The following is an 18,803-nucleotide window of genomic DNA, read 5'->3' as shown; positions in this document are numbered from 1 at the left end:
TCTCAGTGCTTATCCAGCGCTAAATTAAGTTCCACCAGGTTCACCACCGGCTGACCGATAAAACTGACCAACGGCTTGTGCGTATATTGTGCAACCAACCGCGTAACCTCTTCAACGCTGAGGTTGCGAGCCTGCGCCACGCGGGGAATTTGCCAGGCCACCGCGGCTGGCGTCAGGTTGTTATCCAGCCCGCTGGAAGAAGCTGTTACCAGCTCTACCGGGACGGCAGGACTGGCCTGCGGGTTGGCGGCACGCAGTGCGGCAATCCGGCTTTGCAGCTGTTTATCCAGTTCCGGGTTGCTGGCTGCCAGATTACTGCCGCCTGAAGCCATTGGATTATAGGGCATTTCAGCTGTGGCAGACGGACGCCCCTGAAAATAACCGGCAGCGGTAAAATGTTGCCCGATGAGCTCAGAGCCGCGAACGATCTGACCTTCGCTAAGAAGCGAACCGTTAGCCTGGTGGGGAAACCACCACTGCCCCAGCGCAGTAGTTAGCAACGGGTAAGCCCCGCCGGTGATAAGCATCAGGAAAATCAATGTTGATAATGCAGGACGTAATCCACTCATCTGAAACCTCACACCAGACCCAGCAGGGTCAGCAGTAAATCAATCGCTTTGATACCGATAAACGGCACAACCAAACCGCCCAGACCATAGATCCACAAATTGCGGCGCAACATCGCGGATGCGGACAAAGGTTTGTAGCTCACGCCTTTTAGCGCCAGCGGGATTAGAAAGACGATAACCAGCGCGTTAAAGATAACCGCGCTGAGGATCGCCGAGTCTGGCGAATGCAGTCCCATCACGTTCAGCGCATTGAGCTGCGGATAGGTGGCGGCGAAGGCGGCCGGGATAATAGCGAAATACTTCGCGACGTCGTTGGCAATACTGAAAGTGGTCAGCGAACCGCGCGTCATCAGCATTTGTTTACCAATGTGCACTACTTCAATCAGTTTGGTGGGGTTGGAGTCGAGATCCACCATGTTACCTGCTTCTTTCGCTGCCTGGGTTCCAGAGTTCATGGCGACCGCAACGTCGGCCTGCGCCAGGGCAGGAGCGTCATTGGTTCCGTCGCCGGTCATCGCCACCAGACGACCTTCCGCTTGATACTGACGAATCAGCGCCAGCTTGGCTTCCGGCGTGGCTTCAGCTAAGAAGTCATCCACTCCGGCCTCAGCGGCGATCGCGGCAGCGGTCAGGCGGTTATCGCCGGTGATCATCACCGTTTTAATCCCCATTTTGCGCAGTTGAGCAAAACGTTCTTTGATTCCGCCTTTCACAATATCTTTCAGCGCAATCACGCCCAGTACGCGGGAGCCTTCGGCAACCACCAGCGGCGTTGCGCCAAGGCGAGCGACGCTTTCGACCTTCTGCTCCACATCGGCGGGAAAGTGGCCGCCGTTGGCTTCAACGTGCCGACGAATGGCATCGACCGACCCTTTGCGGATCATTCGGTTGTCGATGTTGATGCCGCTCATCCGGCTTTGGGCGGTAAACGGCACAAAGGTAGCATGCAGCGATTGCACGTCGCGAATACGCAGATTAAAGCGCTGTTTTGCCAGGATCACGATGCTGCGGCCTTCCGGCGTTTCATCGGCCAGCGATGAAAGCTGTGCGGCGTCGGCCAACGTTTTTTCGTCCACGCCGTGGGCGGGCAGAAAATCCGAAGCCTGACGGTTACCCAGCGTAATGGTGCCGGTTTTATCCAGCAGCAGTACGTCTACGTCACCTGCCGCCTCTACTGCACGTCCGCTGGTAGCGATGACATTCGCGCCCAGCATGCGGCTCATCCCGGCGACGCCAATCGCTGAGAGCAGTCCGCCTATCGTTGTAGGGATCAAACACACAAGCAAGGCAACCAGCACCGTGATGCTGACCGCACTACCACCCCAGGCGGAAAACGGCCATAGCGTGGCGGTCGCCAGCAAAAAGATAATGGTCAGGGCAATCAGCAGGATCGTCAGGGCGATTTCATTGGGCGTTTTACGCCGCTGCGCGCCTTCAACCATGGCGATCATCCGGTCGAGGAACGTTTCACCGGGGTTTACGCTGCATTCGATAACCAGCCAGTCGGAGAGGATGCGGGTCCCGCCGGTGACGGAGGCGAAATCGCCACCGGATTCACGAATCACAGGCGCGGATTCACCGGTAATGGCACTTTCATCTACTGATGCGCCACCTTCAATGACCTCGCCGTCACACGGGATAATATCGCCAGCTTCCACCAGCACGATATCCCCTTTCCGTAAATCATCGGCAGGAACGTGATCCATTGCCGCGCCGTATTTGGGTTCGCGAAGTTTACGGGCAAAGGCGGTTTTTTTGACTCCCTTTAGGCTATTAGCCTGAGCTTTACTGCGACCTTCCGCCAGCGCCTCAGCGAAGTTGGCGAACAGAACGGTAATCCACAGCCACAGGCTTATCGCGCCGGTAAACCACGGGCTGCCCTGCATATGACCTGTTGCCATCGCCACCGTTAACAGGGTCGTTAACAAACTGCCCAGCCAGACGATAAACATCACCGGGTTACGCCACTGGGTATGTGGGCTTAATTTTTTCACGGCGTCCATCAGCGCCTGTGCGACCAGAGAGGGTTCGAACAGCGCCAGTTGCTTGCGACTCATAGTAATGTGCTCCGCATCACTCAGTGTAATGACAGGTATTCTGCGACCGGGCCAAGCGCCAGGGCAGGAACAAAGGTGAGAGCGCCAACCAGTAACACCGTACCGATTAACAACCCGACAAACAGCGCGCCGTGGGTAGGTAGCGTGCCTGGGCTTGCTGGCTGGATCTTTTTACTAACCAGCGACCCGGCAATAGCCATCACGGGGATGATCACGCCGAAGCGACCGAAGAACATGCACAGGGCCAGCAGGCAGTTCCAGAACGGGCTATTGGCGCTTAATCCGGCAAAGGCGCTACCGTTGTTGTTCGAGGCAGACGACACGGCATACAGGACTTCACTAAAGCCGTGAGGACCTGGATTAAGCATGGCGCTGCGCCCGGCATCGCTCATCATGGCGATCGCTGTACCGAGCAGGACCAGCGTAGGGGTGACCAGAATCGCCAGCGCGGTCATTTTCATTTCGCGCACGTCGATTTTCTTACCCAGATACTCCGGCGTACGGCCAATCATTAACCCGGCGATAAATACCGCCAGCAGCACGAACAGCAGCATGCCGTACAGACCTGAACCCACACCGCCGAAGACCACTTCACCAATCTGCATCAGCCACATAGGTACCATGCCGCCCAGTGCGGTAAAGGAGTCATGCATCGCATCGACAGCCCCGCAGGATGCTGCTGTGGTGACGACGGAAAAGAGACTCGTGGCCAGCACGCCAAAGCGGCTCTCCTTGCCCTCCATGTTGATATTGCTGTCGGCACCGAATGCCATCAGGTGCGGGTTGCCCTGAACTTCGGCCCACATCACGACGGCAACGCAGACCACAAAAATCAGTGACATGGCCCACAGTAAGGTCCGCCCCTGACGACGATCGCCCACTACATCACCAAAGGCAAAACACAGCGCGGTGGGAATTAAGAAAATAGCCAGCATCTGTACCAGATTGGTCAGTGCGGTTGGGTTTTCAAACGGATGCGATGAGTTAGCGTTAAAGAATCCCCCTCCGTTAGTGCCGAGCATCTTAATCGCTTCCTGTGAGGCGACTGGCCCCATTGGCAGCAGCTGTTTCACCCCTTCAAGGGTGGTGATGGGCTGATAAGGCAATATGTTTTGCAACGTACCTTGCTGAATGAAGAACAGGGCAATGATCAACGCAATAGGGACGAGGATCCACAGCGTAATGCGAACCAGATCGACCCAGGCGTTGCCCAGCGTGTTCATACTCTGGCGTGTGAAAGCGCGGGTCAGGGCAAAAATCACCGCAATTCCGGTCGCCGCAGACAGGAAATTCTGCACGGTCAACCCGGCCATCTGGCTGAAATAGCTTAAGGTGGTTTCGCCAGCATAGGATTGCCAGTTGGTATTAGTGACAAAACTCACCGCCGTGTTGAGCGCCAGATCCCACGAAAGCCCTGGCAGTTGCTGGGGATTTAACGGTAGCAGGTTTTGCGCCATCAGCATCGAAAACAGGACCAGCAGGCCCAGCGCATTGAGAGCGAGGATAGCCAGCAGATACTGCCGCCAGTTCATCTCCTGCTGCGAGATGCCCAGACCGCGCCAGAGTAAATGCTCCGCGCCAACCAGACCCGGCAGGGGCGTATTGTTGATCAGTCGAGCCAGCCCAAATCCCAACGGTCTGGCGATGACAAATAGCACCAGCAAGAAACTGGCAATGAGTAAAAATCCTTGGGCCGCCATCAGAACGCCTCCGCATTGATCAGGGCATAGACCAGGTAACCTAATAATAAAAAGACCAGCACAATGCCGGTTATCACGCCTGCACTCACAGTGCACCTCCAGTGGCATAAATGTGATAACCAGAGCGTAGGTTTTTGCTTGCAAAGATTTCGCAAAAATCAGCGGGTGGGGTGTAAAAAAAGTATAAAAATGGCAAAAACCATTATTTAACTAATGGTTAGTATTAATTTAACTTTTATGTAACTTAATTACAGTTTTAAGCTAAACGGAGCATCAATAGATAAAAATAAGTGGTCGGATGAGTAGCAAAATTACACACAAGGCGGTATTATTTTCATCAGTTAACCAAGTTTATTTTTCCGGTGCTATTCACCGAACAGATATATGGGAGAGGATTATGGACTTTTATAAAGAATATCCAGCACACATTGTTTTCTTGCGCCGTACCTTTGCCGTAGTGGCGGGCGTGCTGGCGCTACCGGTCATGCTGTTCTGGAAAGACCGCGCTCGTTTTTACAGCTACCTGCACCGCGTCTGGTCTAAAACCAGTGATAAACCGGTGTGGATGGAGCAGGCTGAAAAAGCCACCTGCGATTTCTACTAAGTTATCGTTCTTGCTCAAGAAAACCGCTCACAGTAATGTGGCGGTTTTTTTTATGCGCCGACGTCTACACTTGTCGGTGTAATAGATAACGAGTGGCAATGATTAATTTATATCCGGGAGTATTATGACCACCCATCTGGTCTGGTTTCGACGTGATTTACGTCTGCATGACAACCTCGCGCTGGCGGCGGCTTGTCGGGATCGTACTGCGCAGGTCATCGCGCTATATATCTCTACTCCTGAGCAGTGGAAGGCGCACGAAATGGCCCCACGTCAGGCGGCATTTGTGAGTGCGCAGTTGAATGCGTTGCAGACGGCGCTGGCGGAAAAAGGCATCCCGCTTCTGTTTGATGAGGTTGCAGATTTTGCGACCAGCGTGGAAACCGTCAAAAACGTCTGCGCACAGCATAGCGTCAGCCGATTGTTTTATAACTATCAATACGAAATAAACGAACGTCAGCGTGATGTCGCCGTTGAGAAGGTACTACCCCATGTGGTGTGTGAAGGGTTTGACGATAGCGTGATCTTGCCTCCGGGGGCGGTCATGACCGGCAATCACGAAATGTATAAAGTCTTTACACCGTTTAAAAATGCCTGGCTGAAGCGGATTAAAGAGGGTGTTCCAGAATGCGTTAGTGCGCCGAAGGTGAGAGAAAGCGGCGCTCTTGACGCTCCGTTAACATCAATAACGCTGAGCTATCCGCAGCAAGATTTTGATACGCAGCGGTTTGTGGCAGAAGAAAAACTGGCTATCGCGCAATTACGCCAGTTTTGCCAGCAGGCCGCGAGAGAATATGAGCAACGGCGTGATTTCCCCGCGGTTGACGGTACCAGTCGATTATCCGCGAGCCTGGCGACAGGGGGATTGTCGCCGCGCCAGTGCCTGAATCGACTGCTCGCGGAGCAGCCGCAGGCGCTTGAAGGAGGGGAAGGCAGCGTCTGGCTGAACGAACTTATCTGGCGTGAATTTTATCGTCATCTGATGACTTACCATCCGGCGCTGTGTCGGCATCAACCGTTTATCCGTTGGACCGATCGCGTGCAATGGCAGAATAATCCTGCACATTTGCAAGCCTGGCAAACAGGGAACACGGGATACCCGATTGTTGATGCGGCGATGCGTCAGCTCAACGCCACGGGCTGGATGCATAATCGATTACGCATGATTACGGCCAGTTTTTTAGTGAAAGATCTACTGATCGACTGGCGTAAAGGCGAGCAATATTTTATGTCGCAACTGATCGATGGCGATCTGGCGGCCAATAACGGCGGCTGGCAGTGGGCGGCCTCAACCGGGACCGACGCCGCACCGTATTTCCGTATCTTTAACCCCACGACTCAGGGCGAAAAATTTGATCGCGACGGCGAGTTTATCCGCCAGTGGCTGCCGGAACTGCGCGATGTGCCGGGTAAAGCCATTCATGATCCGTGGACGTGGGCTGAAAAAGCGCAGGTTACGCTTAACTATCCTCGTCCGATTGTCGATCATAAACAGGCAAGACTGGCGACGCTGGCGGCCTATGAGGCGGCGCGCAAGGGATAAGTATGTGACCGATTTTTGCGTAATGCCTTCCAGCAGAATGAACATGTTGCAGCCGGGAGCTTTTAGCGCTGAAACGTGCTCTCAGTACCGTGAATACCCTGCTGCATAAGTTTTCCCTCAGCAGTAAATTTCTGTCATCTTCATTCAGATGACGGAAATTAATGACAACGCCAACGCCAACGACATCCACACCGCACGATGCGGTGTTTAAAACGTTTTTACATCATCCCGAAACTGCGCGGGATTTTCTCGACATTCACCTGCCAGCTGAACTGCGGACGCTTTGCGATTTGAATTCGCTGAAGCTGGAGTCAGAAAGCTTTATTGAAGCGGATTTACGTTCGCGCTACTCCGACGTGCTCTGGTCTTTGCACACACGCGACGGCGACGGTTATGTCTATGTGGTTTTAGAGCATCAAAGTTCAGCCGAGCCGCATATGGCTTTTCGTCTGTTGCGTTATGCGATGGCGGCGATGCAGCGCCATCTGGACGCAGGGCATAAGGAACTGCCGCTGGTGATACCGATGCTGTTTTATCATGGCTGCCGAAGCCCCTATCCGTACTCGTTGTGCTGGCTGGATGCCTTTGCCGACTCCGTGGCGGCAAGACAACTTTATTCCAGCGCATTTCCGTTGGTGGACATAACGGTAGTACCCGATGATGAGATCATGGCTCACAGGCGAATGGCGCTTCTGGAATTAATGCAAAAACATATCCGTCGGCGGGATTTGATGGGGCTGGTAGAGCAACTGACCACGCTGCTACTTACTGGATGCGCTAATGACACGCAATTACAAGCGATGTTTAATTACATTCTACAATCTGGCGATGAATCTCGCTTTAATGAGTTTATGCAAGAGATGGCACAACGGATCCCCCAACACAAGGAGAGGCTGATGACTATTGCAGAGCGGTTACGGTTAGATGGATTACAGGAAGGTCTACAACAAGGACTACAACAAGGAAAACAAGAAGCGGCATTACGTATAGCGCAAACCATGTTGGAACAGGGAATAGAACGCGAAATGGTAAAACTGGTGACCGGTGTTTCAGAAGCGGATTTGGCTGTAAACCATGCATAATCTCCAGAAAAACAGGCCCGAATCTTATTACATCATCGGGCCTGTAAACTCAGGACTCTACCGCCAGCGGACGATTTCTGAACTTCAGCGACTGGTACAGCCAAATCAGCAGTACCAGCACCACACAGGCCAGCGCGCCCCAGGTTATTTCGCTAAAGACATCAATATATGCATTGATGGAATAGTTGATAGCACCCGCTGAGTCAAACGAACCTTGTGAGGTCTGATCGGCGATAACGCCGGCCAGGTAGTTAGCGATGGCCCCGGAAAGCAGCATGTAAATACCCGTTAATACGCCGGTCACTCCTGGGATCTCGATACGTGTAATCTGAGACATAGCCACCGGATCGATAAACAGCTCGGCAAAGCCCATGACCGCCAGCCCCAATACCATCAGCGGCATGGAAGAGTGACCGTAAGCCGCAGACCAGCGGGCGCTCAAGGTCAGAATACAGAATCCGGCGCTCATTAAACCGAGGCCAAGGGCAAATTTACCCCAGATACGTACGGTACGATTACCGCTAACGCTTTCTTTGACCACCCAGGCCAGCACGATACCGCACAGCATAACGGCAAAGGCGTTAACCGACTGGAACATCGCGGTAGGGACGGAATATCCCAGAATATCTCGGTTAACGAAGCGGTCAATATACAGGCTAATCGAACTGCCGCCCTGTTGAGCAAAGGCCCAGAACAACAGACTGAAGAAGGTCAATGTAACGATAAGCCCCAGCTCTTTGCGCTGTTTCTGGGTCTGCGCCTGGCGGTAAATCTTCGCCAGAACCGCCAGACCAATAACAGTAGCAACGATCAGTGCGTAAACGGACCACTCTTTCCAGAACAGAACGGTAATCAGCAGCGGTGCTGCAACCAGCAGAACTAACAACCAGGCCCAGTTTGGCAGCATATATTTTTTCGCACACAAGACGGCCTTGTTGACGCCGGTGGTATGGGCGAAATGGCGATTACCGCATACGAAAATCACCAGCCCCGCCAGCATGCCAATCGCCGCCAGCGCAAAGCCCATCGCCCAGCTGTACTCTTCCTGCACGTAGCCGCAGGCAATGGGCGCGATGATTGAACCAATATTACCGGCAGCGTAGAGCAGAGAGAATCCACCGTCACGGCGAGGGTCTTCAGGCTGATACAACTCGCCCAACAGGCAACTGATGTTGGATTTAAACAGACCGTAGCCACAGACAATAATCGCCAGCGACAAATAAAGGAACGCCGGGGCCATTTCGCTGGCGCCCAATACCAGATGCCCCACCGCCATTAAAAATGCGCCGATCATCACCGCCATTCGATTGCCGAGCACTTTATCGGCCAGATATCCCCCAAGTATGGGCGTGACGTAGACCAGCGAGCAGTAGGCGCTGAACAGTTCATATGCGTGATTATCGTCGTACTTAAGCTGGTTAGTGAGATACAGGATCAGCAATGCACGCATGCCGTAAAAACTGAAGTATTCCCAAATTTGTAGCGCAACGACGTAATAAATCGCCCGTGGTTGAGATGCTTGTTTATTCATTATTTTCTCGAAGTAAATGCCTCGCGACAGGCTGAACGTGCTGCGCGAGTGTGTTTCCTTAAAGTTTTAACTTTGATACAGATCTGATTATTTTTGCAATATGCTGTCTGATTGCATAAATATACATGAATTAGATCGCGTGGGGGTAAGCAAATTGCGTTCAAAGTGGGTGTGATTGTTTCTTGATGTGTCAGTGAAATGTCTATCGACGAACGCAAGCGGGAACGCTATTTTAACCTAAGCTGTGTTGCTGATTGGGCAGGCAGAATTTATGACTACGAGGACGATGATGAAAAACACCGAACTGGAACAACTGATCAACGACAAACTGAACAGCGCCGCCATTAGCGACTATGCGCCGAATGGTTTGCAGGTTGAGGGCAAAGAGACGGTGCATAAAATCGTGACCGGCGTGACCGCAAGTCAGGCGTTACTGGACGAGGCGGTACGCCTGCAGGCGGATGCGGTCATCGTTCATCACGGTTATTTCTGGAAAGGCGAATCTCCGGTTATTCGCGGTATGAAGCGCCATCGTCTGAAAACGCTGTTGGAAAATGATATCAACTTGTATGGCTGGCACCTGCCGCTGGATGCTCACCCGGAACTGGGTAATAACGCGCAGTTGGCAGCGCTGTTGGGGATCACCGTCATGGGTGAAATCGAGCCGCTGGTGCCATGGGGAGAACTCTCCATGCCGGTTCCGGGGCTGGAGCTGGCATCGTGGATTGAAGCGCGTTTAGGCCGTAAACCGTTATGGTGCGGTGATACCGGGTCGGAAAAAGTTCAGCGCGTCGCCTGGTGTACAGGGGGGGGGCAGAGTTTCATTGATAGCGCAGCCCGGTTTGGTGTCGATGCCTTTATCACCGGTGAAGTTTCAGAGCAAACCATTCACTCAGCCCGCGAGCAAGGGTTGCATTTTTATGCTGCTGGTCACCATGCGACCGAACGCGGCGGCATTCGCGCATTGAGCGAATGGCTGAATGAAAATACCGATCTGGACGTAACCTTTATCGATATTCCTAATCCAGCGTAATAAAGAGGGACGAAAGTGCAGCGAGCGCGTTGTTATCTGTTAGGTGAAAGTGCGGTGGTTCTTGAGCTGGAACCTCCCATTACGCTGGCGACTCAGAAACGCATCTGGCGTCTGGCCCAGCGTCTGGTTGATGCCCCGAATGTGCTGGAAGCTATTCCGGGAATGAACAATATCACGGTTACCCTGCGCGACCCGAAAACGCTGGCGCTGGATGCGATTGAACGCCTGCAGCGCTGGTGGGAAGAGAGTGAGGCGCTGGAGCCGGACTCGCGCTTTATTGAAATTCCCGTGACCTATGGCGGTGAGTTCGGCCCCGATCTGGCTGAGGTCGCCCGGCACAGTGGATTAAGCGACAAGCAGGTCGTCGAACTTCATGCGTCGGTTGATTATGTGGTGTGGTTTATCGGTTTTCAGCCGGGATTTCCCTATCTCGGGAGCTTACCTGAACCGCTCCATACTCCGAGGCGTGCGGAACCGCGTCTGCTTGTTCCGGCAGGTTCTGTGGGTATTGGCGGATCCCAAACGGGGGTCTATCCGCTTTCCACGCCAGGTGGATGGCAATTGATTGGCCGTACCTCCGTTGCGTTATTTGATCCAAAACGGCAGGAGCCGATTCTGTTACGGGCTGGCGATACCGTGCGTTTTGTCCCGCAGAAGGAGGGGATATGTTAAACATCATTCGCGCTGGCATGTACACCTCAGTACAGGACGGGGGACGCCATAGTTTTCGTCAATCCGGAATCAGTCACTGTGGCGCGCTGGATAAACCGGCGCTGAACGTTGCTAATCTGCTGGTGGGTAATGATGCGAATGCCGCTGCGCTGGAAATCACACTGGGGCAACTGGTGGTGGAATTTGAAACCGATGGCTGGTTTGCCCTGACCGGAGCGGGATGTGAAGCGCACCTGGATCGTACTCCCGTATGGAGCGGATGGCGGCTGCCGGTGAAAGCCGGGCAGCGTCTGACGCTAAAACGTCCACATCACGGCATGCGCAGCTATCTGGCGGTAGCGGGCGGTTTTGATGTGCCCGAAGTAATGGGGTCGCGCAGTACCGATCTCAAAGTCGGAATTGGCGGGCTGGAAGGGCGTCTGCTGCGCGATGGCGATCGGCTGCCAATTGGCGCATCGACCCGGCAATTCAGCGGGCCGCAGGGCGTAAAACAGCTGATGTGGGGCAACCACATTCGTGCGCTCCCCGGGCCTGAATACCAGGAGTTTGACGAAGTATCGCAGGCTTCTTTCTGGCGCTCCCCGTGGCAGCTGAGTCCGCAAAGCAACCGTATGGGGTATCGCTTGCAGGGGCAGTCGCTGAAGCGCACGACCGATCGCGAGCTATTGTCGCATGGTTTGCTCCCTGGCGTAGTGCAGGTTCCGCATAATGGTCAGCCCATCGTGCTGATGAACGATGCTCAGACGACGGGCGGCTATCCGCGTATCGCCTGTATCATCGAAGCAGATATGTATCATCTGGCGCAGATCCCGCTCGGCCAGCCGATTCATTTTGTGCAGTGTTCGCTGGAGGAAGCGCTTAAGGCGCGCCAGGATCGGCAGCGTTATCTGGAACAGTTAACATGGCGACTTAACAATGAAAATTGATCTCAACGCAGACCTCGGTGAGGGATGCCCTAACGATGCAGCGCTGCTGCAACTGGTGTCATCAGCCAACATCGCCTGTGGGTTTCACGCCGGTGATGCGCAGACGATGCTTTTAAGCGTGCGCGAAGCGCTAAAAAATGGCGTAGCGATAGGTGCGCATCCGAGTTTTCCGGATCGGGAAAATTTTGGCCGTAGCGCCATGACCCTGCCTGTGGAAACGGTGTATGCGCAGACGCTGTATCAAATTGGTGCGCTGGCTGCCATCACGCGTGCGCAGGGCGGCGTAATGCGTCATGTTAAACCGCACGGTATGCTTTATAACCAGGCGGCGAAAGATCCTCAGTTGGCGGATGCTATTGCTCAAGCGGTGTATGCCTGCGATCCGTCGCTGGTTCTGGTAGGGCTGGCGGGAAGCGAACTGATTCGTGCCGGAGAACGCTATGGTCTGGTAACACGTCAGGAGGTTTTTGCCGATCGGGGTTATCAGGCGGATGGCAGTCTGGTGCCGCGCAGCCAACCGGGCGCATTGATTGAGGATGAAGAGCAGGCGCTGGCGCAAACGCTAGAAATGGTGCAATCCGGCAGAGTAAAAAGCCAGAGTGGAACGTGGGCGAGCGTGACAGCCCAGACGGTATGCATTCACGGGGATGGTGAGCACGCACTCGCTTTTGCCCGTCGCTTGCGAGCCGCATTCAATGCATGCAATATTCAAATTAGCGCATAAATTTATTCATATAAAACAATAATATATTACACAACAACATATACAGGACTGAATTATGGGAGAGGTAATTTCTCTCTGGCCATTGACGGGGATCGCCGTCATCGTGGTCGGATTTCTTTTACGTTTTAACCCGGTCTTGGTGGTCATTATTGCCGGGATCGTCACGGGGCTGGCGGCGCATATGCCGGTAGCCACTATCCTTGAGAAGCTGGGTGAAGGTTTTCTTAACACCCGCAACCTGCCATTTATCCTGCTGATCCCGCTGGCGGTGATTGGCCTGCTGGAACGCCACGGACTCAAAGAGCGTGCTCAGGCGTGGATTGCAAAAATCCGCAGCGCCACCAGTGGCCGTCTGCTTATTGTCTATCTGTTCATTCGCGAAGCGACCGCTGCGTTAGGGTTGACCAGTCTGGGGGGGCATCCGCAGATGGTGCGTCCGCTGCTGGCGCCGATGGCGGAAGGGGCCGCAGAGAAAAATCACGGCGAGATACCAGGGGCGGTACGTTATCGTCTGCGCGCCATGTCAGCTGCGACCGATAACGTCGGGCTGTTCTTCGGTGAAGATATCTTTGTTGCCTTCGGTGCCATCATTTTTATGCACAACTTTATGCTGGAGTCTGGTGGGATCCAGACCGAACCGCTGCATATTGCCTTGTGGGGGATCCCTACGGCAATTTGTGCATTCCTGATCCACGGTACGCGTCTGTGGCGTCTGGATAGCTATTTGCAACGTGAGGTGGCGAAAGCGAATGCCGCAGCGAAAGGGGAAGCGAAATGAATTTTCAACAAAGCTATCTCTACTGGCTGGCGGGAGCGGTATTACTGATTGTGGCGCTGATGTCCTGGCAGGACAAAGCGAACCCGCGTCGCTTCACCACCGGCCTGTTTTGGGGCATATACGGCGTACTGTTTCTGCTTGGCGACTGGACATATTCGCTGTTTGGCGACAAACGCACGGTGCATATTGCCGTTGGCGTTGCGGTGGTCGTGCTGGCCCTGATCGCCGGTTTTGGCGGCGTGAAGCTGGGAAGCTACCATCAACGAACGCAGCAACAGCGCGAAGAAAGCGCCAGTCGTCTGGGTAACCGCCTGTTTTTCCCGGCGCTGGCAATTCCGGTGGTAACGGTTATTGGCGTGCTGATGTTCAACCATATTCCGGGCTTACAGGATGCGCTGTTTGGGCCGGGTAATCACGCCACGCTGGTGACGCTCTTTTCTATGACCGCAGGCTCGTTGATTGGTCTGGCGATGGCGATAAAAATGACCCATGAGCGGGTTCACCAACCGATTCAGGAGGCGCGCCGTCTGCTGGACTCCATCGGCTGGGCGTTCATCCTGCCGCAGATTTTGGCCACGCTCGGGCTGTTGTTTACGGCAGCGGGCGTAGGCAGCGGTATTTCCTGGCTAACGCAAGAATACCTGGCGGTGGATAGCCGCTTTATCGCAGTGGCGGTGTACACCCTCGGCATGGCATTGCTGACGATGGTCATGGGCAATGCGTTTGCCGCTTTCCCGATCGTGACCGCTGGAATTGGTATTCCGATCCTCGTGCTGCAGCACGGCGGCAATCCGGCAGTAATGGCGGCAATTGGTATGTTCTCTGGCTATTGCGGGACGTTAATGACGCCGATGGCGGCAAACTTTAACATTGTTCCTGCAGCGCTGCTGGAGCTGCCGGATAAAAACGCGGTGATTAAAGCGCAGGTGCCAACCGGCATACTGCTGTTGCTGGTCAACGTGTTCCTGATGTATTTCCTGATGTTCTTGTAAGGTGACAGGATGAAAACAGTACTCATCACGGGATTTGAACCCTTTGGCGGCGAGTCAGTTAACCCTTCCTGGGAAGTGGTCTCGGGCCTCGACAATGCTATCATCGGCGGATGCCGCGTCGTTGCCCGCCAACTGCCGTGCGTCTTTGGCGAGTCTCTTGCCGTACTCAATGGTGCGATTGACGCGCTGTCGCCATCACTGGTGCTGGCGGTGGGGCAGGCGGGGGGGCGCACGGATGTCACCGTGGAGCGCGTGGCGATCAACGTTGACGATGCGCGTATTGCGGATAATCAGGGTCAACAGCCGGTAGATGTGCCGATTGTGGCCGATGGTCCGGCGGCATGGTTTAGTTCGTTGCCGATCAAAGCGATGGTTGTTGCCATGCGCAACGCGGGAATTCCGGCTTCGGTTTCCCAGACCGCGGGCACTTTCGTTTGTAACCACGTGATGTATGGCCTGCTGCATAAACTACGTGACGTTCCGGCGGTGAAGGGAGGATTTATTCATATCCCTTATTTACCGCAACAGGCTGCACAGCATCCCGGGGCGCCAAGTATGGCAGCGGACACGGTGCGCCGGGCGCTGGAAGTTGCGATTGCCACCGCGTTGCAGGTGGAGAGTGATATCGCAGTGACGGGCGGTGCAACACATTAAAAAAGGACAGTATTATGCCTGAAGGCCCGGAGATCCGCCGCGCGGCGGATAACCTGGAGGCGGCAGTCAAAGGCAAACCCCTGACCGATGTCTGGTTTGCCTTTGATCAGCTAAAACCGTATCAATCTCAACTGATTGGGCAGAGTGTTACCCAGCTTGAAACGCGGGGTAAAGCATTGCTGACCCATTTTTCTAATGGATTGACGCTGTACAGCCACAATCAGCTCTATGGCGTGTGGCGAGTGGTGGATACCGGCAAAATACCGCAGACTTCGCGGGTTCTGCGTGTCAGGTTGCAAACACACGACAAAACTATTCTGCTCTATAGCGCCTCTGATATCGACATGCTGACGCCGGAACAGCTCGCTACCCACCCGTTCCTGCAACGGGTTGGGCCGGACGTCCTGGATTTACGTTTAACGCCCGATGACGTGAAAGCGCGTCTGTTATCCCCGCGTTTTCGCAATCGCCAGTTTTCTGGCCTGCTGTTGGACCAGGCGTTTCTGGCGGGATTAGGTAACTACCTGCGGGTAGAGATTCTCTGGCAGGTAGGGCTGACCGGGCAGCATAAAGCGTCGATGCTCGGAGATGAGCAGTTGGATGCGCTGGCGCATGCGCTGCTTGATATTCCTCGTTTGTCCTATAACACCCGCGGGCTGGTGGATGAGAATAAACATCACGGCGCGCTGTTTCGCTTTAAGGTCTTTCACCGGGATGGTGAAGCCTGTGAGCGCTGTGGCGGAATCATCGAAAAAACGACGCTCTCTTCACGACCCTTTTACTGGTGTCCGGGATGTCAGCACTAAGCGGGATGCTTTGGCGCGTGTAGCGAAATAAACCGCGCCACCGCCGGGCCAGTCAATAAAATACTGAATAGCCGCAGGGTTTGCATTGCCATGATCAGCGCCATATCGGCGTGACTCCCCGCGGCAATCACCGCAACAGAATCCACGCCGCCTGGACTGGTCGCCAGATAGGCGGTAAGAAAATCTATCTGCATGTAATGCGCCAGTCCCCAGGCCATAGCGGCGCAGATCGCCATCAGTGAAAAAATGGACAAGAGGATTTGCGGTAAGGGGCGCAACGCCATTAAAAAGATCTGCTTGTCAAAACCCAGGCCGATTTGCCAGCCGATGGCCATATAGGCAATCGCCAGCAGCCATTCCGGCAGTTCGATCGCCATCACGCCACCAGCATTCAGCAATGCGCCTGCCAACATCGGTAGCAACATGACGCCAGAGGGAATACGCAATAGACGCCCGGCCGTACCGGCAACGGCGGCCAGCGCCAGGGTACTGAACAGATTGCTGCTCAGTGGCGGAAACCAGACGATTTGCTCACTGACCGTTTGGGCCTGGTCGCCCATCATCACTCGGGTGACCAGTGCCGCCGCACCAACCACCAACAGTACGCGCAGATACTGCATAAACGCCACCAGCCGGATGTCGGCACCATATTCCTGCGCCATCGCCACCATTGCCGCCGCACCGCCAGGTGACGAGCCCCATGCACCGGTGTTTCCCGGTAGGTTACTGTAGCGAACCAGCAGCCAGCCGATTACCGCGCTGCTGATAAGGGTCGTCAGCAGGATGATAATCACCATCGGCCAGTGGGCCGTAAGGGTCGTCAAGATTGAGCCCGTCAGGTTTTGGGCAATCATGCAGCCGAGAATCGCCTGCGCGCCAAGAAATGTGCAGCGGGGAGGGTTCAGTGAGATGCCGCGCATACTGAATATGATGCCGACGATCATCGAACCGAGCAGCAGCGGTCCTGGAAGGTGTATAAACAAAAAGAACAGGGAAAGAAGGAGCGATAGCAGAAACAACAGGCTCCACTGCAAAACAGGCATCCCATGCTCCTGAGTGAAATGACGGAAATCTCAGTAAATCATAGAGAAAGCATGATGAGAATAAAATAATATGCATCAAAAAAACAGGTCGGATTGTGGCTTCAATGCCTTGTCCGACCCGGGAGAATTAATGGCTGTAAGCCGGACAGGCGCTGGCGCCATCCGGCAGACAATTAACGCTTAATATCAGACTTAAAATCGCGCTTATCGTAGCCGGTGTACAACTGACGCGGACGAGCGATTTTCATGCCGTCGGTGTGCATTTCGTTCCAGTGTGCAATCCAGCCCACGGTACGCGCCATGGCGAAGATAACGGTGAACATGGAAGACGGAATACCCATCGCCTTCAGGATGATGCCGGAGTAGAAATCTACGTTCGGGTAGAGTTTCTTCTCGATGAAGTACGGGTCGTTGAGCGCAATGTGTTCAAGTTCCATCGCCACTTCCAGCAGATCATCTTTGGTGCCCAGTTCTTTCAGTACTTCATGGCAGGTTTCACGCATGACGGTGGCGCGCGGGTCATAGTTTTTATAAACACGGTGACCAAAGCCCATCAGGCGGAAGGAATCATTCTTGTCTTTCGCGCGGCGAACAAATTCCGGAATGTGTTTAACAGAGCTGATTTCTTCCAGCATTTTCAGCGCAGCTTCGTTTGCGCCGCCGTGTGCTGGTCCCCACAGGGAAGCAATACCGGCCGCGATGCAGGCAAACGGGTTAGCGCCAGAAGAACCGGCGGTACGAACGGTAGAGGTTGAGGCGTTCTGTTCGTGGTCAGCGTGCAGGATCAAGATACGGTCCATTGCGCGTTCCAGAATCGGATTCACTTCGTATTTTTCGCACGGCGTGGAGAACATCATGTTCAGGAAGTTACCGGCGTAGGAGAGGTCATTACGCGGGTACACGAACGGCTGTCCGATGGAATATTTGTAGCACATCGCTGCCATGGTCGGCATTTTGGACAGCAGACGGAAGGCGGCGATTTCACGGTGACGCGGATTATTCACATCCAGCGAGTCGTGGTAGAACGCAGCCAGCGCCCCGGTAACACCACACATAACGGCCATCGGGTGAGAGTCGCGGCGGAAACCGTGGAACAGGCGGGTGATCTGTTCGTGGATCATGGTATGGCGAGTGACTGTGGTTTTGAACTCGTCGTACTCCTCCTGCGTCGGTTTTTCGCCGTACAGCAGGATATAACACACTTCCAGATAGTTTGACTCGGTCGCCAACTGATCAATCGGGAAGCCGCGATGCAGCAAAATACCTTCGTCACCGTCGATGAAAGTAATTTTGGATTCGCAGGATGCGGTAGAGGTGAAACCTGGGTCAAAAGTAAACATCCCTTTTGAGCCAAGACTACGAATATCAATAACATCTTGACCGAGCGTACCTTTCAGCACATCCAGTTCAATAGCAGAGTCACCATTTAGAGTGATTTTTGCTTTAGTATCAGCCATTTACGGTCTCCTTAGCGCCTTATTGCTTAAGACTGCTGGAACTCACATTTGCCTTCGTACATCAATGAACCGTTACCAGTTTGTTATTTGGCTCGCCGCTCTGCGAAAGAGGGGATAACCTGGGTACAGAGCTATGGGCGCTTGCAGGTAAAACGGTCTTTTCATGGCGAATAAACTGCAAATCAAGAACTTAGCAATCCGAATTATTAAACCTGTCTATCACTAATAACTGTCCTGACTGTATTGGTCAATACTTCCACACTGTTACATAACTAAATGTCCGGTGAAAGAGTGACCCCATAACTTTTACGCATTATATGCTTTTTCTGGTGTCGTTTGTAACAACTTTGTTTAATGATTGTCAAATTAGATGGTTAAAAATTAAAATAATGTTGTTATCGTGACCTATGTCACTGTTCGGGATAAAACCCGACAAACTATATGTAGGTTAATTGTAATGATTTTGTGAACGTCCTATACTGCCGCCAGGTCTCCGGAATACCCTGCAATCCCGAGCCAACCAGCGTTGTAACGTGTCGTTTTAGCATCTGGAAGCAGTGTTTTATATGACGCGTAGTTATAGTAAGGACGCTGTCTGACCCGCACGCAGACCGGAGGAAGGAAATCCCGTC

General features: G+C 53.8%; 19 protein-coding genes. 11 read left to right on the top strand and 8 right to left on the bottom strand.

Translation table 11 applies throughout. The annotated features are described in order from the left end of the window. Positions 1-2: 2 nt before the first annotated feature. Genes kdpC through kdpF form a run of 4 tightly spaced genes read right to left on the bottom strand, consistent with a single transcriptional unit; the run spans position 3 to position 4,415 of the window. The gene (kdpC, locus tag ABIE10_RS07800; protein WP_046274706.1) at positions 3-569 is read right to left on the bottom strand and encodes a potassium-transporting ATPase subunit KdpC; all 567 of its coding nucleotides are present in this window, start codon (positions 567-569) and stop codon (positions 3-5) included. An 8-nt stretch (positions 570-577) separates the two neighbouring features. Next, positions 578-2,626, bottom strand: a complete 2,049-nt coding sequence (gene kdpB / locus ABIE10_RS07795) for a potassium-transporting ATPase subunit KdpB (RefSeq protein ID WP_101699821.1) — start codon at positions 2,624-2,626, stop codon at positions 578-580. Positions 2,627-2,646: 20 nt separating this feature from the next. Next, positions 2,647-4,326 carry a potassium-transporting ATPase subunit KdpA gene (gene kdpA, locus ABIE10_RS07790; RefSeq protein ID WP_200051419.1) on the bottom strand — a complete coding sequence of 560 codons (1,680 nt, stop codon included), beginning with the start codon at positions 4,324-4,326 and terminating at the stop codon, positions 2,647-2,649. Next, positions 4,326-4,415 (bottom strand): K(+)-transporting ATPase subunit F, encoded by a 90-nt coding sequence (gene kdpF, locus ABIE10_RS07785; protein WP_001670793.1) that lies wholly within the window; start codon positions 4,413-4,415, stop codon positions 4,326-4,328. The genes kdpA and kdpF overlap by 1 nt, the downstream gene beginning before the upstream one ends. Positions 4,416-4,723: 308 nt before the next feature. Here kdpF and ABIE10_RS07780 point away from each other — a divergent pair, with 308 nt between their 5' ends. The 3 genes from ABIE10_RS07780 to ABIE10_RS07770 all read left to right on the top strand — a co-directional run bounded on the left by ABIE10_RS07780 (position 4,724) and on the right by ABIE10_RS07770 (position 7,555). Then, positions 4,724-4,930, top strand: a complete 207-nt coding sequence (locus ABIE10_RS07780) for a YbfA family protein (RefSeq protein ID WP_003022870.1) — start codon at positions 4,724-4,726, stop codon at positions 4,928-4,930. Between the two features lie 124 nt (positions 4,931-5,054). After that, positions 5,055-6,473, top strand: a complete 1,419-nt coding sequence (gene phrB / locus ABIE10_RS07775) for a deoxyribodipyrimidine photo-lyase (protein ID WP_259686028.1) — start codon at positions 5,055-5,057, stop codon at positions 6,471-6,473. Positions 6,474-6,634: 161 nt separating this feature from the next. Next, entirely contained in the window at positions 6,635-7,555 is a 921-nt protein-coding gene (locus ABIE10_RS07770; RefSeq protein WP_141874979.1) for an Rpn family recombination-promoting nuclease/putative transposase, read from the top strand. Between the two features lie 49 nt (positions 7,556-7,604). On the opposite strand, the gene dtpD is transcribed toward ABIE10_RS07770, so the two are convergent. Continuing rightward, positions 7,605-9,086, bottom strand: coding sequence for a dipeptide permease DtpD (dtpD, locus tag ABIE10_RS07765; protein WP_016152272.1), 1,482 nt, complete (start codon positions 9,084-9,086; stop codon positions 7,605-7,607). 289 nt (positions 9,087-9,375) lie between these two features. Between dtpD and ybgI the strand changes: the two genes are divergently transcribed. The 8 genes from ybgI to nei are packed head-to-tail and all read left to right on the top strand — an operon-like array spanning position 9,376 to position 15,671. Further along, positions 9,376-10,119 (top strand): radiation resistance protein YbgI, encoded by a 744-nt coding sequence (ybgI, locus tag ABIE10_RS07760; RefSeq protein ID WP_181221912.1) that lies wholly within the window; start codon positions 9,376-9,378, stop codon positions 10,117-10,119. A gap of 15 nt (positions 10,120-10,134) precedes the next feature. Continuing rightward, complete coding sequence (pxpB, locus tag ABIE10_RS07755; RefSeq protein WP_046274709.1) at positions 10,135-10,791, top strand: 5-oxoprolinase subunit PxpB; 657 nt, start codon at positions 10,135-10,137, stop codon at positions 10,789-10,791. Then, positions 10,785-11,717 (top strand): 5-oxoprolinase subunit PxpC, encoded by a 933-nt coding sequence (gene pxpC, locus ABIE10_RS07750; protein ID WP_429155201.1) that lies wholly within the window; start codon positions 10,785-10,787, stop codon positions 11,715-11,717. Before pxpB ends, pxpC begins: the two co-directional genes overlap by 7 nt. Next, the gene (gene pxpA, locus ABIE10_RS07745; RefSeq protein WP_053388605.1) at positions 11,707-12,441 is read left to right on the top strand and encodes a 5-oxoprolinase subunit PxpA; all 735 of its coding nucleotides are present in this window, start codon (positions 11,707-11,709) and stop codon (positions 12,439-12,441) included. The genes pxpC and pxpA overlap by 11 nt, the downstream gene beginning before the upstream one ends. A gap of 55 nt (positions 12,442-12,496) precedes the next feature. Beyond that, entirely contained in the window at positions 12,497-13,219 is a 723-nt protein-coding gene (locus ABIE10_RS07740) for a DUF969 domain-containing protein (RefSeq protein WP_019076288.1), read from the top strand. Then, positions 13,216-14,211 (top strand): DUF979 domain-containing protein, encoded by a 996-nt coding sequence (locus tag ABIE10_RS07735; RefSeq protein WP_016152277.1) that lies wholly within the window; start codon positions 13,216-13,218, stop codon positions 14,209-14,211. The genes ABIE10_RS07740 and ABIE10_RS07735 overlap by 4 nt, the downstream gene beginning before the upstream one ends. Before the next feature lie 9 nt (positions 14,212-14,220). Beyond that, complete coding sequence (gene pcp / locus ABIE10_RS07730) at positions 14,221-14,865, top strand: pyroglutamyl-peptidase I (RefSeq protein ID WP_016155998.1); 645 nt, start codon at positions 14,221-14,223, stop codon at positions 14,863-14,865. 14 nt (positions 14,866-14,879) lie between these two features. Then, on the top strand, positions 14,880-15,671 hold the full coding sequence (gene nei / locus ABIE10_RS07725; RefSeq protein WP_429155198.1) for an endonuclease VIII: 792 nt from the start codon (positions 14,880-14,882) through the stop codon (positions 15,669-15,671). Here nei and ABIE10_RS07720 read toward each other — a convergent pair. From ABIE10_RS07720 to ABIE10_RS07710, 3 genes are all read right to left on the bottom strand, one after another. Beyond that, entirely contained in the window at positions 15,668-16,714 is a 1,047-nt protein-coding gene (locus ABIE10_RS07720; RefSeq protein ID WP_429155196.1) for an AbrB family transcriptional regulator, read from the bottom strand. The two genes, nei and ABIE10_RS07720, sit on opposite strands and share 4 nt — an antisense overlap. A 173-nt stretch (positions 16,715-16,887) precedes the next feature. Beyond that, positions 16,888-18,171, bottom strand: coding sequence for a citrate synthase (locus ABIE10_RS07715; RefSeq protein WP_016152281.1), 1,284 nt, complete (start codon positions 18,169-18,171; stop codon positions 16,888-16,890). Between the two features lie 206 nt (positions 18,172-18,377). Continuing rightward, complete coding sequence (locus ABIE10_RS07710; RefSeq protein ID WP_418135082.1) at positions 18,378-18,431, bottom strand: hypothetical protein; 54 nt, start codon at positions 18,429-18,431, stop codon at positions 18,378-18,380. Between the last annotated feature and the right edge of the window lie 372 nt (positions 18,432-18,803).

The organism is Citrobacter sp. 506 (genome assembly GCF_050434985.1).
Lineage (GTDB): Bacteria > Pseudomonadota > Gammaproteobacteria > Enterobacterales > Enterobacteriaceae > Citrobacter > Citrobacter braakii.
The sequence above is the reverse complement of the archived record's forward strand: the minus strand, read 5'-3'. Positions and strand labels throughout refer to the sequence as shown.

Bases quoted from the DNA above. Each gene is read 5' to 3' on its own strand.
- kdpA (WP_200051419.1), bottom strand. From the start codon at position 4,326: ATGGCGGCCCAAGGATTTTTACTCATTGCCAGTTTCTTGCTGGTGCTA.
- kdpB (WP_101699821.1), bottom strand. From the start codon at position 2,626: ATGAGTCGCAAGCAACTGGCGCTGTTCGAACCCTCTCTGGTCGCACAG.
- ABIE10_RS07770 (WP_141874979.1), top strand. From the start codon at position 6,635: ATGACAACGCCAACGCCAACGACATCCACACCGCACGATGCGGTGTTT.
- phrB (WP_259686028.1), top strand. From the start codon at position 5,055: ATGACCACCCATCTGGTCTGGTTTCGACGTGATTTACGTCTGCATGAC.
- kdpC (WP_046274706.1), bottom strand. From the start codon at position 569: ATGAGTGGATTACGTCCTGCATTATCAACATTGATTTTCCTGATGCTT.
- pxpA (WP_053388605.1), top strand. From the start codon at position 11,707: ATGAAAATTGATCTCAACGCAGACCTCGGTGAGGGATGCCCTAACGAT.
- ABIE10_RS07720 (WP_429155196.1), bottom strand. From the start codon at position 16,714: ATGCCTGTTTTGCAGTGGAGCCTGTTGTTTCTGCTATCGCTCCTTCTT.
- pcp (WP_016155998.1), top strand. From the start codon at position 14,221: ATGAAAACAGTACTCATCACGGGATTTGAACCCTTTGGCGGCGAGTCA.
- ABIE10_RS07715 (WP_016152281.1), bottom strand. From the start codon at position 18,171: ATGGCTGATACTAAAGCAAAAATCACTCTAAATGGTGACTCTGCTATT.
- pxpC (WP_429155201.1), top strand. From the start codon at position 10,785: ATGTTAAACATCATTCGCGCTGGCATGTACACCTCAGTACAGGACGGG.
- ABIE10_RS07740 (WP_019076288.1), top strand. From the start codon at position 12,497: ATGGGAGAGGTAATTTCTCTCTGGCCATTGACGGGGATCGCCGTCATC.
- ABIE10_RS07735 (WP_016152277.1), top strand. From the start codon at position 13,216: ATGAATTTTCAACAAAGCTATCTCTACTGGCTGGCGGGAGCGGTATTA.
- ABIE10_RS07780 (WP_003022870.1), top strand. From the start codon at position 4,724: ATGGACTTTTATAAAGAATATCCAGCACACATTGTTTTCTTGCGCCGT.
- nei (WP_429155198.1), top strand. From the start codon at position 14,880: ATGCCTGAAGGCCCGGAGATCCGCCGCGCGGCGGATAACCTGGAGGCG.
- ybgI (WP_181221912.1), top strand. From the start codon at position 9,376: ATGAAAAACACCGAACTGGAACAACTGATCAACGACAAACTGAACAGC.
- dtpD (WP_016152272.1), bottom strand. From the start codon at position 9,086: ATGAATAAACAAGCATCTCAACCACGGGCGATTTATTACGTCGTTGCG.